We start from the raw sequence: 13703 nt of genomic DNA, 5'->3' as shown, positions 1-13703 counted from the left end.
AGGAGGACCCCCATGGCGACCATCGACGCAGCGGGCACCACTCTGGCCTATGAGGACACCGGAGGCGACGGACGTCCCGTGGTCCTGATCCACGGCTGGCCTTTGAGTGGTGCGTCCTGGTCCGGCCAGGTACCCGCACTCACCGACGCGGGCTATCGCGTCATCAGCTATGACCGCCGCGGCTTCGGTGCCTCGAGCAAGCCCGACGACGGCTACGACTACGACACCTTCACCGCCGATCTGGCCGCACTGCTGGACTCGCTCGATCTCACCGATGCCACCCTCGTCGGCTTCTCGATGGGTGGCGGAGAGGTGGCACGCTATCTCGGGACCCGCGGGTCCGAGCGGATCCGCTCGGCGGTGTTCGCCGGTGCCGTGCCCCCGTATCTGCTGATCACCGATGACAATCCCGATGGCGGCCTCCAGGACGGCGATGTGCAGGAGATGATCGACGGCATCGCCGAGGACCGCGAGGGCTTCCTCGACGAGTTCAGCGTCACCTTCTTCTCCGCCGATGACGAGCTCAAGGTCGGAGACGACCAGCGCAAGCAGGCCTTCGCGCTGTCCACGCCGGCGAGCGATGCGGCGATCCAGGGCTGCATCGACGCCTTCGGCCGCACCGACTTCCGTGCGGACCTCGAACGGATCGATGTCCCGGTGCTCGTCATCCACGGCGATGCCGATGCCATCGTGCCCTTCGAGGTCTCAGGCAAGCGGACCGCCGAACTGGTCGACGACACCGAACTGCGGGTGATCAAGGGTGCCCCGCACGGATTCACCGTGAGCCACGCGGACGAGTTCAACGCCGCGCTCGTGGACTTCCTCGCCCGCTGAGCTCCCGTGCCGCCGGCCCCGGGTGGGATTATCTCCTACCCTGGGCCGATGCACGATGACCAGTCGTCCGATGACCTGACCGCCGTCGAGCGACGGCTGCATCGCTGGGCCAATGCCGTGCTGGCCGACGCGCCCGCGGACGGCGCCCGCGCCCAGTTGGTCGAGTTCCTGGTCTTCGGCGCCAAGCAGGCCTGGGCCTGCGTCTTCGGCGCGGCCATGCTGGTCCTCATCATCGCCGCCCGGCTCTGGTATCCCGATGACGCGGCTCTCGCCCGTAACGACTTCCTGGTGATCGCGGCGGTGGCGATCCAGGTGACCATGATCGCGACCAAGCTGGAGACCGGACGCGAGCTCATCGTCATCATCATGTTCCATGTCGTGGGCACGGCGATGGAGCTGTTCAAGACCGATGTCGGCTCCTGGGAGTACCCCGGGGAGGGCGTGCTGCATCTCGGAGCCGTTCCCCTCTACACGGGGTTCATGTACGCGGCCGTGGGCTCCTATCTGGTGCGCGTCTATCGGCTGTCGGACCTACGATTCGATCGCTATCCGCCCCGCTGGATCACCTCGGTGCTGGCCGTGCTGATCTACGCCAATTTCTTCACCCACCACTATGTGTACGACATCCGCTGGTTCCTGGTGGCGGGTGTGCTGGTGCTGTATGCGCCCACGGTGATGCACTTCCGGGTGTTCCGGGGTGTGCATCGGATGCCGGTGCTCGTGGCCTTCGTGGGCGTCGCCTTCTTCATCTGGATCGCCGAGAACATCGGCACCGCCTCGGGAGCCTGGCTCTACCCGACACAGGTCGACGACTGGCATCTCGTGTCGCTCAACAAGATGGTCTCGTGGTTCCTGCTGATGATCATCTCGGTCGTCATGGTCACCTGGGTCGACAAGCCGCAGCCTCCCGGACGCTGATCCCGGGATCCGCGTCACATCCGAACCCGGGAGCTCCCGCGGGCGAGCGAAGGGTCACCGCGGCACTGCGTGATCGGCGAGGCGGGACATCGCCTCGGCCACCGGGCGGCCGAACATGACCGCGTCATTGTGGCCCACCCCATCGAGCACCAGCTCCTCGTGCAGATTGCCGACGGATGCGGCGACCTCGGCGCTCAGCGCAGACGGGACGATATCGTCATCGGTGCCGTGGACGACCGTCACCGGGACCTCGGATCCCGCGAGATGGCCGACGACCGGGAACTCATCGCGCAGCAACGCAGCACCCAGCCAGCCATAGTGCTCACGCGCGACGGAGGTGAATTCGGTGAACGGCGACCGCAGGAGGACGCCTGCGGGCGGATGCGTGCTCTGTAGGCGTGCCACGACTCCGGTACCGATTGACTCGCCGAGGTAGAGTATCCGCTCGGGTGCGAATCCCTCGCGCGCCAGAGCCTCCGCAGCGGCGACCGCGTCGTGGGCGAGCCCCTCCTCGGATGGACTGCCCTCATTGCCGCCGTAGCCGCGGTAATCCACCAGCAGGATTGTGAAGCCCTCCTCGGCCAGCTGCCCGGCGATGCCGAGGCGTCCCTCGCGGTTACCGCCGTTGCCCGGCGCGTAGAGCACGGCCGTCTCACGGTCGACTGTCGTCGCGGGCGGGATCAACCAGGCATCGAGTTCGACCCCGTCCCTCGTCACGAGCGTGAGATCGCGACCGCCCTCGACCGCGTGGGCCGCCGAGCCGGCCGGCGTCGTGTCGGGCAGGAAGACCAGCGATCTCTGCAGGGCCCAGGCGAGCGCCACCACCCCGCCCGCGGCGGTGAAGAGCGCCACGATCACAGCCATCAGCCGTCGCTTGCCGGTCATCGCTCCATCGTCGCAGGTGTCACAACCGCTGGGGAGGGCATCGCAGCTCGTCCACCTGCTCTCCCCCGTCGCAGCGCAGGAGCGCGATGACCATCTCGCCGCTGTGCTCACCGTCGTCGAGCACACGCCAACTCCCACCGAAGAGCTCCCAGCGCCGCAACGCCGTCGACACGTCCATGCGCTCCATTCATGCATCGTCGCACGGCGGGCCTTGACGAAAGCTATCGATCGAGTATTGTGAAACCAAATGGTTGTACGTATTGACGTGAGCGATGACGAGGTGGATCGGATCTTCCGAGCCCTCGCCGATGCGACCCGCCGTGACATCGTCCGCCGCACCCTCACCGGGCCGGCGAGCGTGTCGCAGCTGGCCGCGACCTATGACATGTCCTTCGCCGCCGTGCAGAAGCACGTGGCCGTGCTGGAAGGGGCCGGTCTCGTGACCAAGCAGCCCCGGGGCCGCGAGCGACTGATCCACGGCAACCCCGAGACTCTCCAGCGCGCGCAACGGCTGCTGGACGCCTATGAGGGGATCTGGCGCGGCCGGATATCCCGACTCGACGCTCTCCTGGAGGACGACTGACCACCGAGAAAGGCCCATCATGCCCATCACCTCCGTCGAGAAGGATCCCGACAACCTCACGATGACCGTCACCGCCGAGTTCGGCGTGCCCCTCCGCCGACTCTGGGATGCCTACGCCGATCCCCGTCAGCTCGAGCGCTTCTGGGGGCCACCGACCTATCCGGCGACATTCGTGCGCCATGACTTCGCCGAGGGCGGCCGCTCGGACTACTACATGACCGGCCCTGAGGGCGACAAGTCCGCCGGATTCTGGGAGTTCATCCGCGTCGAGGAGTTGAAGTCCTTCGAGGTGCGCGACGGCTTCTCGACCGATGATGGCACCCCGAACGACACCATGCCCAGCATGCGCATGGTCTTCTCCTTCGAGGAGACGCCGAACGGTTCGCGGGTCACGACCGCCACCCACTTCGGCTCCGCCGACGAGCTGGAGCAGCTCCTCGCGATGGGCATGGACGAGGGCATGAGCCAGGCCATGGGACAGATGGACGAGGTGCTCGCCGACCTCGCCTCGTTCGCCGTGGGCAGTGGCACGCAGACGCAGATCATCAGCGAGACCCTGGTCCGGGTGAGCAGAGTGATTCGGGGCTCACTCGATCAGGTGTGGCGTGCCCACCACGACGCCGACCTCCTGCGGAGGTGGCAGCTCGGACCCGATGACTGGCGCATGGTCACCTGCGAGGTCGCCGAGGACGTCGGCGACACGTACGTGTTCGAGTGGGAGACCGACGAGGGTGAGCACCGTTTCGGCTTCACCGGCGAGCTCCTCGAATCGGCTTCTCCCTACCGCGAGGTGACGACCGAGCAGATGATCGGGACGGATGGGCCGCGTACCACCAATGAGCTCACGCTCACACCGGTCGAGGGTGGAACCTTGCTGTCGATCCTCATCACCTACCCGGATGCCGAGCTGCGCGATCAGATCCTCGCGACCGGCATGACCGATGGCATGGAAGCCAGCTATGCACGACTCGAAGAGGAGGTCCTGACGGCGGTCTGACGAAGGTCCCCATCTCGACCATCGGAGGCGAGCAGACCGGCACTCGTGCGCGCTATGCTGCCCGCAGGAGGACCCATCCGGGCAGCATCGGCAACGAGGAGATTCCAGTGACCAAGACGATCGTGGTGGGCGTCGACGACAGCGAGACAGCATCGGCCGCTGCCCGCAAGGCGGCCGAGCTCGCCCATGCCCTCGGCGGTGAGCTGCACGTCCTGTCCGCCTACGGCAAGTTCGAGACCGAGACCTTCCGCAGCGGCAGCGAGGAGATCCAGTTCACCACGGAGAAGGATGCCAATGACGTCGCGTCCTCGGTCGTAGACGGACTCCGTCGCGACTTCCCGGACCTGAACCTGACCTATGCACCGATGGAGGGCAAGCCCGGCGAAGCGCTCGTGCAGGCCGCCGAACGCCTCGGTGCCGATGTGATCGTCGTAGGCAACAAGCGGGTCCAGGGCATCGCACGAGTGCTGGGCAGCATCGCCCGCGACGTGGCCGCCCATGCCCCCTGCGATGTCTACGTCGCACATACGCATCAGCGGCGCTGACGGGTTCAGCCTCGCCGGATGCCCTCGGCTGATCTCGGCTCGCCCGAGGGGAGATGGGCTCGCCAGGCGAAGGCCACGATCAGCAGGCAGCCGGTGGCCACGAGGGCACCGGCACCGAACATCTGGGGGTAGCTCCATTGCACGGCGAGGGCGGCCAGCACCACCGGGGCGAAGAAGCCGAGATAGGTCAGTGAGTAGTACACGGCCGTGAGCCCGGCGAGATCGTCCGGGCGTGCGATGCGCTGCACCTCACTCAGGCTGGCGACGAGCGCGAGCCCGTAGCCGGCACCCAGCACCGCCGCTGCCGCGATGGTCGTCACCAGATCCAGACGCGCCGCAGCAACGGCCCCGAGTGTCATGCCGACCGCCACGATCGTCATCGCGATGACCGAGGCTCGTGCGCTGTCGCTGGTGTCGATGAGCCGGCCCAGCACTTGGATTCCGACACCGCAGCCGAGTCCTAGCACCGTGAGGGCTCCGGCGAAGGCGATTGCCCGCCCCGTGACCTGATCCATCATGAGCGCCGGCAGCACCGCATAGGCCGAGGCCGCACATCCGAAGACCCAGGGCGCGACGGGGACGACGACCCGCCAGAAGCGCCGATGCGCGGCGGCGGGGACCTTGAGATCGTCGATCAGGCGCCCGGGTGAGACCGTCTCCCGCGGGCGGGTCTCCGGCACGATGAGAAGCCAGAGCCCGGTGCCGAGGGCGAGCAGGGCATGCAGGACATAGGCGAGGTGCGTTGGCCAAGGCGCCCACTGGGCCAGTCCGGCGGCGACTCCGGCTCCCAGCAGGAAGCCGAGCGTCAGGGAGAGTCCCGCGCGGCGCGCGCCGGCGGAGGAGTCGATGTCTGCGCCCTGCCGTGCGGCACGATCGGTCAGTTCCTTGACCCATGTCGTGCCGATCGCCATCACCAGACCGAGCGCGACTCCGCACAGCACACGTCCCACCGCGAGGACCACGGCCGATGTCTCGCCGACGGCCAGCACGAGGGATCCGGTGACCGCGATCGGCGCCGCCGGGATGAGCATCGGCCGTCGGCCGTAGCGATCCGACAACGGCCCGCCGAGCAGCAGCGCCGGGACGATGCCGAGCACATAGGCGGCCAGGAGCGCGTCGACCGTCACGGTCGAGAAATCGCTGACCTCGCGGTACATCACGAGCAGCGGAGTGAATTCGTTGCCGCCCCAGGCGACCACGAGCATGACCGCCGCGACCGGCCACCACGAGCGGTTCCCCACCGCCGACCTCTGCCCCGGGACCGCCAACCCGGCTGTCCCCTTCACAGGCCCGCCCTCGCGTCGTCGAGATGCTCGCGAATGAGCCGCTCGAAGGCAGCCGGGTCGCGCTGCTCTATGGCGTCGAGCAGCGCCCGATGCCCTTGCACGAAGACAGTGACGCGGCTGGCATCCCAACGGACACTGTGGGCGATCATCCGCTGCTGACGCTCGCGCAGACCGACCGAGAATCGCCGCAACACCTCATTGCCTCCGGCCTCCACGATCTCCTGATGGAAACGCGCGTCGAGGGCTCCATAGCTGGCGAGATCACCGTCTCGCACAGCTTCCTCCTGGGCGGTGAGCAACTCACTCAGCAGCTCCACGAGACGCCGATGGGCAGCCGCGGGCAGTTCGGTGGCCGCCCGGCCCGCATGCGTCTCGACGAGCCTACGGGCCTCGATCACGTCGTCGGCTTCTTCCGCACCGACCGGCACCACCAGCGCGCCGCGTTTCGGATAGAGCCTTAACAGACCCTCCGTCTCCAGTCTCAAGAAGGCCTCGCGCACCGGCGTTCGGCTGATTCCCAGCTGCGCCGAGATCTCGCCCTCACTGGTCATGCTCCCGCCTGCGAGCTCTCCGCTCAGCAGCTTCTCCTTCACGACCCGATAGGCGCGCTCGGTCACCGGCAACGACTCCACCTGCATAGATACATCTTGCATCTATCACGTCATCGCGATGTCACCGGGCTTGTCATGGGACCCTAGGGCTATGGAGTACCAGCGCTTTCGCATGGACCCTCGCCTCGCGGGAGCGATCGGGCCGATCGCCGCGGAGCCCGCGGGGCAGGACCTTATGGAACGATTGAGATCACTGGTCGAGACCGCCCCTGCGTCTCCCACCGGGGAGCATCTGGCCGAAGCCGTCGCCGCCTACCGGCACCTCCTCGATCACGTCGGCGACCAAGGACTGCCCCTGACCTCCGCGAACTATCTCAAGCCCGCCGATGTGCGGGTAGTCGCCGAAGGCCTGCCCTCGATGACCGAGTGGATCTTTCCTATCACCCGTGAAGTGAATGTACATCCGGTGCACGGCTTCCGCGTCTCGGCCGAACGACTGGGACTGATCCGCCGGCGACAGGGCTCGCTCACGCTTACCCGAGCCGGGCGGAGCGCCCGTAGCGACCCGCGCGCCCTCTGGGAACACCTGCGGCAACGGCTCCTCCCCAGCACGCCGACCTTCGATGCGACCGCCGGAACCATCGTGGCCCTCCACCAGGCCACGGCACCTGGCTCCACCCTCGACACCCAGGACATCGCTCACACGCTCACCTCCCTCGGGTGGTCTCATGCGGGTGGTCACCCGGTGCTCAAGGACGATGTGATCGCCGTCCGCAACGTCCTCTGGGACTGCATCGGCAATATCGGTGCCTGGGCGGGAACGACGTGGGATCAACGCCTCAGCCGGGAGGCGGTGGCGTTGATCCGTGACGCACTCGTCACCCAGGTGCCGCTGGAGGGTTGAACGCCGATCGGCGCACACACGGTGTGCGCAGTCTCCCCTCATCCACATGACCTCTAGGCTCGCCGCATGGCCATCGTTCTGCTCGTCCGGCACGGCCGGACCACCGCCAACTCCGCCGGCATCCTGGCTGGCCGCTCCCCCGGCGTCCTCCTCGACGAGACCGGCCGCGAGCAGGCGGCGCGAATGGCGCGACGACTCGCCGACGTGCCGCTCGCACGAGTGGTGACGAGCCCGCTGGAGCGGTGCCGTGAGACATCGCAGGCGATCCTCGACCATCACGGGGTCCCGGTGGATCTGGTCGTGGACGAGGCGATCACCGAATGCGATTACGGACATTGGCAGGGGCGCGAGCTGAAGGAGTTGGCCGACGAGCCACTCTGGTCGACCGTCCAGACGCAGCCCTCGGCAGCGGCATTCCCCGAGGGAGAGTCGCTCGGGGCCATGCAGGCGCGCGCGGTCGCGGCGGTGCGTCGTATCGATGCCGCGATGGAGGCCGAGCGCGGTCCAGGAGCCGTGTGGGCGGCGGTCTCCCATGGCGACATCATCAAGTCGGTCCTCGCCGATGCCCTTGGCATGCACCTCGACCTGTTCCAGCGACTCCACGTCGACCCGGCGTCCGTCTCGATCGTTCGCTACGGCCCGCAGCGACCCGATGTCATCTGCAGCAACTCCTCGGCAGGTGACCTGGGATGGCTGCGGAGTGCCGGCGAGGCCGGGGACGCACCGGTCGGCGGCGGCGCCGGGCACTAGCGACCCTCGACCGTCTTGGGTCGCCGTCGGTGGTTGCGTTTCCATCGGGTGGTTCTGGGTGTGCGGAATTCGGGTACGCCGTCAACGGGGTTGGTGCGGCATTGGAGGTGTCCGGTGTGGATTTGTCGGTGATGTTCGGCGCAGATGGGGATGGCGTCTTTGAGGTTGGTGGTGCCGCCGTCTGCCCAGGTCTCGTCTCCGTGGTGTGCTTCACACTCCGTCGCGGCTATGCCCGTGGTGCGACGGCTCCATTCCGGGTGGGCGATCGCAGTCTGGTGCGGCGCATCCGGCGTCGCGGTTGGCGATCGCGATCCGCTGATGTCGGGTGAATAGGCGTTCTTCGCGTCCGAGGTCGAGGGGAACCGATTCCCCAGCGAAGACCTGCGGCAGTAACTTCGCATCACATGCCAGCCGGCGGGTCTGTCCGGGCGAGAGGCGGGTGCCGTCGGTGGTGATGGTGCCCGGTGCGGCGTCCTCGATGCGGCCCTCCAAGTCCGCGAGGTCCATGTTGACGGTGACGAGGACGTTGTTGCCGCCGTGGTTCGGGAGCCGGTCGGTGGGGACTCGTTCGATCAGCTCACAGAATCCCTGACCGACCCGGGTGGTGTAGTCGTCGATCTCGCGTCCGAGCATGGACGCTCGGCGGGGTGAGGCGTACGCGTCGAGCACGGTCTTCAACATCGCGGCCTGCGCGTCGGGGATGGTGAAACGACCCGAGGTGGTGCCGTCACCGTTCGCCCACATGGACAGTCTCGTCTGTTCCCAGGCGTGCTGCTCCCGCTCGACCAGGAGCTCGGATTCGTGGCGGTCGACGGTGGTCTTGTCGGCCCATTGGTCGGCGATCCGATCCGCCCGCGCCCGCAGGTCCCTGGGCGTGTAGGTCCGGGCGTCGGCAATCAGGGCCTGTTCAGCCAGGACCCGCTGTTCGGGTGTGGTGTTGGTGGGGAGGTTGTTGAGTCCGTCGGTGATGATCCGGGCCTGATTCAACGTCAGATCACCGGAAGAGAGCGCCTGATCAGTCAACGACTCCTCGGGAACATCTCTCGCTACTCCGAGGAGCCGGTTTCCGGCAGAACGGTCATTGCCCAGATCCCTGCCGAGCAGGTCTCCGGTCGAGGCGGCGCCGTGGCGGCGGGCGAGGCGGCTGTCGTGGATCACCCGCGCCGCCCGCACAGCCAACGCGTCGAGTCGGTTCTTGACCCGACCGACCGCGGCACTCAACTGCTGGGCCTCGGCGGGAGTGAGTCCGGCGCGGACGAGGGGGTCGAGACGGTCGATCACCCCCTGCAACGCGGCAAGCTCCGCACCCAATGGTGTGGTCTCGTTGAGTACTGCGACCATCTCTGTTCACCCCCTGACAGTGAAACGCCTTGATGTCGAACTGGTGTTCGATCTGGTTCCCACTTTAGGGCAACCTGCTGACACTTTCTGCGTCCATCCACACCCACCCCAAACGGGTCCCGTGAGTGATCGGGGCGTGGTAGAAAAGTGATGCCGAAACCGGTGAACGCCGTCTGTTTGCGCAGGTCAGCAAGTGTGCTCCCCGCGCAAGCGGGGATGATCCCGTGCTGTGCGTCGTGACCGCCGACAAGCCCTGGTGCTCCCCGCGCAAGCGGGGATGATCCCAATGCCGTGAAGGCTTTGGAGCGAGGCGCGGAGTGCTCCCCGCGCAAGCGGGGATGATCCCACTCCCCAGGCCACCCGATACGCCGTGACATTGTGCTCCCCGCACGAGCGGGGATGATCCTCGCACCTTCCACGCGGCGGGCACGACCTCGGCGTGCTCCCCGCGCAAGCGGGGATGATCCCGGCGTCCTGACGTTCGGGGTGACGGAGGATGGGTGCTCCCCGCGCAAGCGGGGATGATCCCTGCTCGACCTGAGCAGCGGTCGCCATGACTACGTGCTCCCCGCGCAAGCGGGGATGATCCCCCGAGACGGGCTCCCTCCTCGTCCGCCCAGGGGTGCTCCCCGCGCAAGCGGGGATGATCCGGCGCGGATCACGAACGAGGTTCGGTACCTGCGGTGCTCCCCGCGCAAGCGGGGATGATCCCAACTACCCGGGCCACTCGGGTGTCGACATCGCGTGCTCCCCGCGCAAGCGGGGATGATCCGTACGACCTGGAGGCGCAGGGCTTCGAGCCCGAGTGCTCCCCGCGCAAGCGGGGATGATCCCCGAGCGGCCCGCGAGCGCTGACCATGTTCCACGTGCTCCCCGCGCAAGCGGGGATGATCCGCGCGTCCGTGACCTCGCCGCCGACGGCGTGTTGTGCTCCCCGCGCAAGCGGGGATGATCCGGGCCACGTCCGGGACATGATCAGCGGCAAGCTGTGCTCCCCGCGCAAGCGGGGATGATCCGGGACAGCTCGACGCCCGCCTCGCCGCCGTCTTGTGCTCCCCGCGCAAGCGGGGATGATCCCGCGTACCGCGGGCTGCGCGACAAGATCACCGGGTGCTCCCCGCGCAAGCGGGGATGATCCCCGTTCCGAGGCAGGGTGCAGCTGACCGTGATCCATTCCCTACACGGCGGGTCTGTGCTTGGGTGCGGTAACAGCCGCAGATCGAGCACCTCGCCCGTCGACTACTCAGAGCCGCCAGCGAACCTCCGGCAGGCCACTAGAGCGCGGTGAAGCCGCGTCCAGATCGCAACGCCAGCGTTCGCCAGGAGAAGAGCCTCCACACCGGTCAGACCCCCTGGTTTATCTGATCTAGTCTGGAGATATGGCGACGGTGGTGCACGACTTCGATTGGCCCGACCGGCTCGTGGTGGGAACGGTCGGCCCTCCGGGGCATCGCGCGTTCTACCTGCAGGCTCGCGACGGTGAACGCCTGATGAGCGTCGGGCTGGAGAAGGAGCAGTCGGCCGTGCTCGCCGATCGGCTCGACGAGTTGCTCGACGAGCTCATGGCGATGGACGGCAATCCCGCCAGCATCCCCGCCACCGCTCCGGACGGCCTCGAGGACCACGCTCCCCTCGACGAGCCGATCGAGGAGCAGTTCCGCGTGGGCCTGATGACGTTGGGATGGGATCCGAGCACGGCACAGGTGGTGATCGAGGCTCACCCCCTCGTCGAGATCGAGGGCGATCCCGCGGTCATGCCCGCACCCGATCCGGAGGACTCCCCCGAGGTGCTCCAGGTGCGCATCCCCGTCGGAGCGGCCCGATCCTTCAGCAAGCGCACTCGCGAGATCGTGCTCGGTGGACGGCCGTTCTGCCCCCTGTGTCTCGAACCCATAGACCCCGAGGGTCACCGATGCCCGCAAATCGGGGAATTCGAGTAGAAGCGCCCGCGCCCCTGAGCATTTCGGACTAGTACGTCCGCTCCGAAAGGCTCATTGTCACTGCAAGTTACACCGCGAGACGATCTCCCCGGGATCGATCGAGGAGATGACGTGAAGCAGTGGTTCTTGTCCCATACCGTGGGTCAGCGGATCGGATTGAGCGCGGGTGCCGCGCTCATCGCCCTGGTGACGGTGGCCGCCGGCGCCGGAGCGATCGCACCCCAGGAGACGGAGCCGGCGCCCACCGGGGCGACCACGACGGCCAGCCCGTCACCCACAGCGGCGAAGCCCATCGTCCTCCACAGCACCGAGACGGTCACCGAGGAGATCGCCTTCGCCAGCAGCACTGTCGAGGACAGTGAGCTCGAGGTCGGCCAGACCCGGGTTCGGACCGCCGGCGTACCGGGACAACTCGAACGGACCTTCCGCGTCACCCACACCGATGGCAAGGAGACGGCCCGCGAGCAGGTCTCCGAGCGCATAGTCACCGAGCCGGTGCACGAGGTCATCGCACAGGGCACTCGCCAACCGGCTCCGCCCCCGCCCCCGGAGCCCGCGGCGCCCGCGCCCGCCACCTGCCCGAACGGAACCTACGTCAACTCCGCGGGCAATTCTGTCTGCCGCCCGCATGAGAGCGCCCAAGTCCCGGCCGGTGCGACCGCTCGCTGCCAGGACGGGACCTACAGCCACAGCCAGAACCGTCGCGGGACCTGTTCGGGCCACGGAGGCGTCGCCGCCTGGCTGTGATCGCGGCCCGCTCAGGGCGGTGCCCTGCGCACCTCTCGCTGGGCGTGAGGGGTGCGTAGGTCACCGCTCACGGGTGGGGAGTCCTAGCATGGGCGTCATGACGATGCCGTCCCTCTCCGACGCCGAACTGGTACTCGAGGGGCGCATCCTGCCCGCTTCGAATGCGACCTTCTACGCTCACATCGGTGACACGCCTGTCGTCTACAAGCCGGTCGCCGGCGAGCGGCCGCTGTGGGACTTCCCCGGCGCCGTGCTGGCACACCGCGAGGTCGCCGCCTTCCTCGTGTCCGAGGCCCTCGGCTGGGGGATCGTGCCGCCGACGTGGCTCGGAGACGGTCCACACGGTGAAGGGATGATCCAGGTCTGGCAAGAGACCGACCAGGCACAGGAACCCGTCACGATCGTGCCGGCCGGCGAGATCCCCGAGTCCGGGTGGAAACACGTCCTCGACGGGGTGGACGCCGATGAGCAGCCGGTCTCCGTCGTCCACGAGGACTCCGCGGCGCTGCGACGCATGGCGGTCTTCGATGTGCTCGTCAACAATGCCGACCGCAAGGGCGGCCATGTTCTCGCGATGCCGGGCGGGCACCGTCATGGGGTCGACCACGGCCTCACCTTCCATACGGAACCGAAGCTGCGCACGGTCCTCTGGGGGTGGATCGGCGAGCCCCTGACCGAGGACGAGCGTGCGGGTGTCGGCCGTGTTCTCGCCTCTCCGGACGGTGACGATGGAACGCGCCTCCACGAGCTTCTCGCCCCGCCGGAGATCGAAGCCCTGCTTCGACGTGCCGAGCGGCTGGTTGCGACCGGCCGGTTCCCGTCACCCGAGGGCGAGATGCCGCCGGTCCCCTGGCCGCCGTTCTGAGGACCTCCAGCGACCCGCACGGTACCGTGATCCGGTGAGCAGCAGGATCTTCATCATGAGCTTCGCGTCCGTCTACCCGCTCTACCTGGCCAAGGTCGAGCGCAAGGGCCGCACGAAGGCCGAGCTCGACGCGGTGATCGAGTGGCTCACCGGATTCGACGACGGCGAACTGCAGCGTCATCTCGATGCGGAGACGACCTTCGAGGAGTTCTTCGCCGATGCCCGACTGACCCCGCACGCCTCGCTCATCACGGGCGTGGTGTGCGGCGTGCGAGTCGAGGAGATCGACGATCCCCTGATGCAGAAGATCCGCTATCTCGACAAGCTCGTCGACGAGCTGGCCAAGGGCAAACCCCTCGAGAAGGTCCTCCGCGCCTGAGCCGGCGCGGTGACGGTCAGTTCGTCGGCATCGACATGGATCTGTTGAACGCGATCGCGGAGGATCGGGTTTCGAGCTCGAGATCTGTCAGCCCGGCGTGCTCGACGGCGGTTATATCGCCGCCTATGGGGATCTCGAAGGTCCTCTGAGCCGGTACGCGGTGGCCCTCGTCGGGGGT

16 protein-coding genes and 1 CRISPR repeat array are annotated in these 13703 nt (G+C 67.6%); of the genes, 11 read left to right on the top strand and 5 right to left on the bottom strand.

Annotated features, from left to right (window positions below):
* Nucleotides 1-12: 12 nt before the first annotated feature.
* Complete coding sequence (locus BHE97_RS05035) at nt 13-834, top strand: alpha/beta hydrolase (protein ID WP_087622928.1); 822 nt, start codon at nt 13-15, stop codon at nt 832-834.
* A gap of 48 nt (nt 835-882) precedes the next feature.
* Nucleotides 883-1752, top strand: a complete 870-nt coding sequence (locus BHE97_RS05030; protein ID WP_087622927.1) for a DUF817 domain-containing protein — start codon at nt 883-885, stop codon at nt 1750-1752.
* Between the two features lie 54 nt (nt 1753-1806).
* Here the strand turns inward: BHE97_RS05030 and BHE97_RS05025 are convergent, their stop codons facing one another.
* On the bottom strand, nt 1807-2637 hold the full coding sequence (locus BHE97_RS05025; protein WP_236757530.1) for an alpha/beta hydrolase: 831 nt from the start codon (nt 2635-2637) through the stop codon (nt 1807-1809).
* 19 nt (nt 2638-2656) lie between these two features.
* The gene (locus tag BHE97_RS20030; protein WP_170931259.1) at nt 2657-2824 is read right to left on the bottom strand and encodes a hypothetical protein; all 168 of its coding nucleotides are present in this window, start codon (nt 2822-2824) and stop codon (nt 2657-2659) included.
* 78 nt (nt 2825-2902) lie between these two features.
* Between BHE97_RS20030 and BHE97_RS05020 the strand changes: the two genes are divergently transcribed.
* From BHE97_RS05020 to BHE97_RS05010, 3 genes are all read left to right on the top strand, one after another.
* Nucleotides 2903-3220, top strand: a complete 318-nt coding sequence (locus BHE97_RS05020; RefSeq protein WP_236757529.1) for a metalloregulator ArsR/SmtB family transcription factor — start codon at nt 2903-2905, stop codon at nt 3218-3220.
* 19 nt (nt 3221-3239) lie between these two features.
* The gene (locus BHE97_RS05015; RefSeq protein ID WP_087622925.1) at nt 3240-4217 is read left to right on the top strand and encodes an SRPBCC family protein; all 978 of its coding nucleotides are present in this window, start codon (nt 3240-3242) and stop codon (nt 4215-4217) included.
* Nucleotides 4218-4324: 107 nt separating this feature from the next.
* A complete protein-coding gene (locus BHE97_RS05010) occupies nt 4325-4762 on the top strand; it encodes a universal stress protein (RefSeq protein ID WP_087622924.1) in 438 nt (145 codons plus the stop codon).
* Nucleotides 4763-4767: 5 nt separating this feature from the next.
* On the opposite strand, the gene BHE97_RS05005 is transcribed toward BHE97_RS05010, so the two are convergent.
* Together BHE97_RS05005 and BHE97_RS05000 are read right to left on the bottom strand one after the other, a co-directional pair.
* Nucleotides 4768-6003, bottom strand: a complete 1236-nt coding sequence (locus tag BHE97_RS05005) for an MFS transporter (RefSeq protein ID WP_201791316.1) — start codon at nt 6001-6003, stop codon at nt 4768-4770.
* Nucleotides 6004-6044: 41 nt separating this feature from the next.
* Nucleotides 6045-6701 carry a GntR family transcriptional regulator gene (locus tag BHE97_RS05000; RefSeq protein ID WP_236757528.1) on the bottom strand — a complete coding sequence of 219 codons (657 nt, stop codon included), beginning with the start codon at nt 6699-6701 and terminating at the stop codon, nt 6045-6047.
* A 49-nt stretch (nt 6702-6750) separates the two neighbouring features.
* Here BHE97_RS05000 and BHE97_RS04995 point away from each other — a divergent pair, with 49 nt between their 5' ends.
* Nucleotides 6751-7503 (top strand): hypothetical protein, encoded by a 753-nt coding sequence (locus BHE97_RS04995; protein WP_140399976.1) that lies wholly within the window; start codon nt 6751-6753, stop codon nt 7501-7503.
* A 66-nt stretch (nt 7504-7569) separates the two neighbouring features.
* Nucleotides 7570-8253 (top strand): histidine phosphatase family protein, encoded by a 684-nt coding sequence (locus tag BHE97_RS04990; RefSeq protein WP_087622921.1) that lies wholly within the window; start codon nt 7570-7572, stop codon nt 8251-8253.
* 210 nt (nt 8254-8463) lie between these two features.
* Here BHE97_RS04990 and BHE97_RS04985 read toward each other — a convergent pair whose 3' ends face one another.
* Nucleotides 8464-9594 (bottom strand): DUF222 domain-containing protein, encoded by a 1131-nt coding sequence (locus BHE97_RS04985; RefSeq protein ID WP_087622920.1) that lies wholly within the window; start codon nt 9592-9594, stop codon nt 8464-8466.
* A 195-nt stretch (nt 9595-9789) separates the two neighbouring features.
* Nucleotides 9790-10732: direct repeats of the CRISPR family, unit length 28 nt; unit sequence GTGCTCCCCGCGCAAGCGGGGATGATCC.
* A 241-nt stretch (nt 10733-10973) separates the two neighbouring features.
* Between BHE97_RS04985 and BHE97_RS04980 the strand changes: the two genes are divergently transcribed.
* The 4 genes from BHE97_RS04980 to BHE97_RS04965 all read left to right on the top strand — a co-directional run bounded on the left by BHE97_RS04980 (nt 10974) and on the right by BHE97_RS04965 (nt 13525).
* Nucleotides 10974-11534, top strand: coding sequence for a DUF3090 domain-containing protein (locus BHE97_RS04980; RefSeq protein ID WP_087622919.1), 561 nt, complete (start codon nt 10974-10976; stop codon nt 11532-11534).
* A 111-nt stretch (nt 11535-11645) separates the two neighbouring features.
* Nucleotides 11646-12281 carry a G5 domain-containing protein gene (locus BHE97_RS20025; protein WP_201791315.1) on the top strand — a complete coding sequence of 212 codons (636 nt, stop codon included), beginning with the start codon at nt 11646-11648 and terminating at the stop codon, nt 12279-12281.
* Between the two features lie 97 nt (nt 12282-12378).
* On the top strand, nt 12379-13146 hold the full coding sequence (locus tag BHE97_RS04970; RefSeq protein WP_087623089.1) for an SCO1664 family protein: 768 nt from the start codon (nt 12379-12381) through the stop codon (nt 13144-13146).
* A 34-nt stretch (nt 13147-13180) separates the two neighbouring features.
* Nucleotides 13181-13525: a DUF2200 domain-containing protein gene (locus BHE97_RS04965; RefSeq protein WP_236757527.1), complete on the top strand. Its 345-nt coding sequence runs from the start codon at nt 13181-13183 to the stop codon at nt 13523-13525.
* The last annotated feature ends 178 nt before the right edge of the window (nt 13526-13703 follow it).

It is taken from the genome of Aeromicrobium sp. PE09-221 (assembly GCF_002174305.1).
In the GTDB taxonomy this organism is placed as follows: Bacteria; Actinomycetota; Actinomycetes; order Propionibacteriales; family Nocardioidaceae; genus Aeromicrobium.
The sequence above is the reverse complement of the archived record's forward strand: the minus strand, read 5'-3'. Positions and strand labels throughout refer to the sequence as shown.

Bases quoted from the DNA above. Each gene is read 5' to 3' on its own strand.
- BHE97_RS04980 (WP_087622919.1), top strand. From the start codon at position 10,974: ATGGCGACGGTGGTGCACGACTTCGATTGGCCCGACCGGCTCGTGGTG.
- BHE97_RS04990 (WP_087622921.1), top strand. From the start codon at position 7,570: ATGGCCATCGTTCTGCTCGTCCGGCACGGCCGGACCACCGCCAACTCC.
- BHE97_RS05035 (WP_087622928.1), top strand. From the start codon at position 13: ATGGCGACCATCGACGCAGCGGGCACCACTCTGGCCTATGAGGACACC.
- BHE97_RS05015 (WP_087622925.1), top strand. From the start codon at position 3,240: ATGCCCATCACCTCCGTCGAGAAGGATCCCGACAACCTCACGATGACC.
- BHE97_RS04970 (WP_087623089.1), top strand. From the start codon at position 12,379: ATGACGATGCCGTCCCTCTCCGACGCCGAACTGGTACTCGAGGGGCGC.
- BHE97_RS05000 (WP_236757528.1), bottom strand. From the start codon at position 6,701: ATGCAAGATGTATCTATGCAGGTGGAGTCGTTGCCGGTGACCGAGCGC.
- BHE97_RS20030 (WP_170931259.1), bottom strand. From the start codon at position 2,824: ATGGAGCGCATGGACGTGTCGACGGCGTTGCGGCGCTGGGAGCTCTTC.
- BHE97_RS04985 (WP_087622920.1), bottom strand. From the start codon at position 9,594: ATGGTCGCAGTACTCAACGAGACCACACCATTGGGTGCGGAGCTTGCC.
- BHE97_RS04995 (WP_140399976.1), top strand. From the start codon at position 6,751: ATGGAGTACCAGCGCTTTCGCATGGACCCTCGCCTCGCGGGAGCGATC.
- BHE97_RS05025 (WP_236757530.1), bottom strand. From the start codon at position 2,637: ATGACCGGCAAGCGACGGCTGATGGCTGTGATCGTGGCGCTCTTCACC.
- BHE97_RS05030 (WP_087622927.1), top strand. From the start codon at position 883: ATGCACGATGACCAGTCGTCCGATGACCTGACCGCCGTCGAGCGACGG.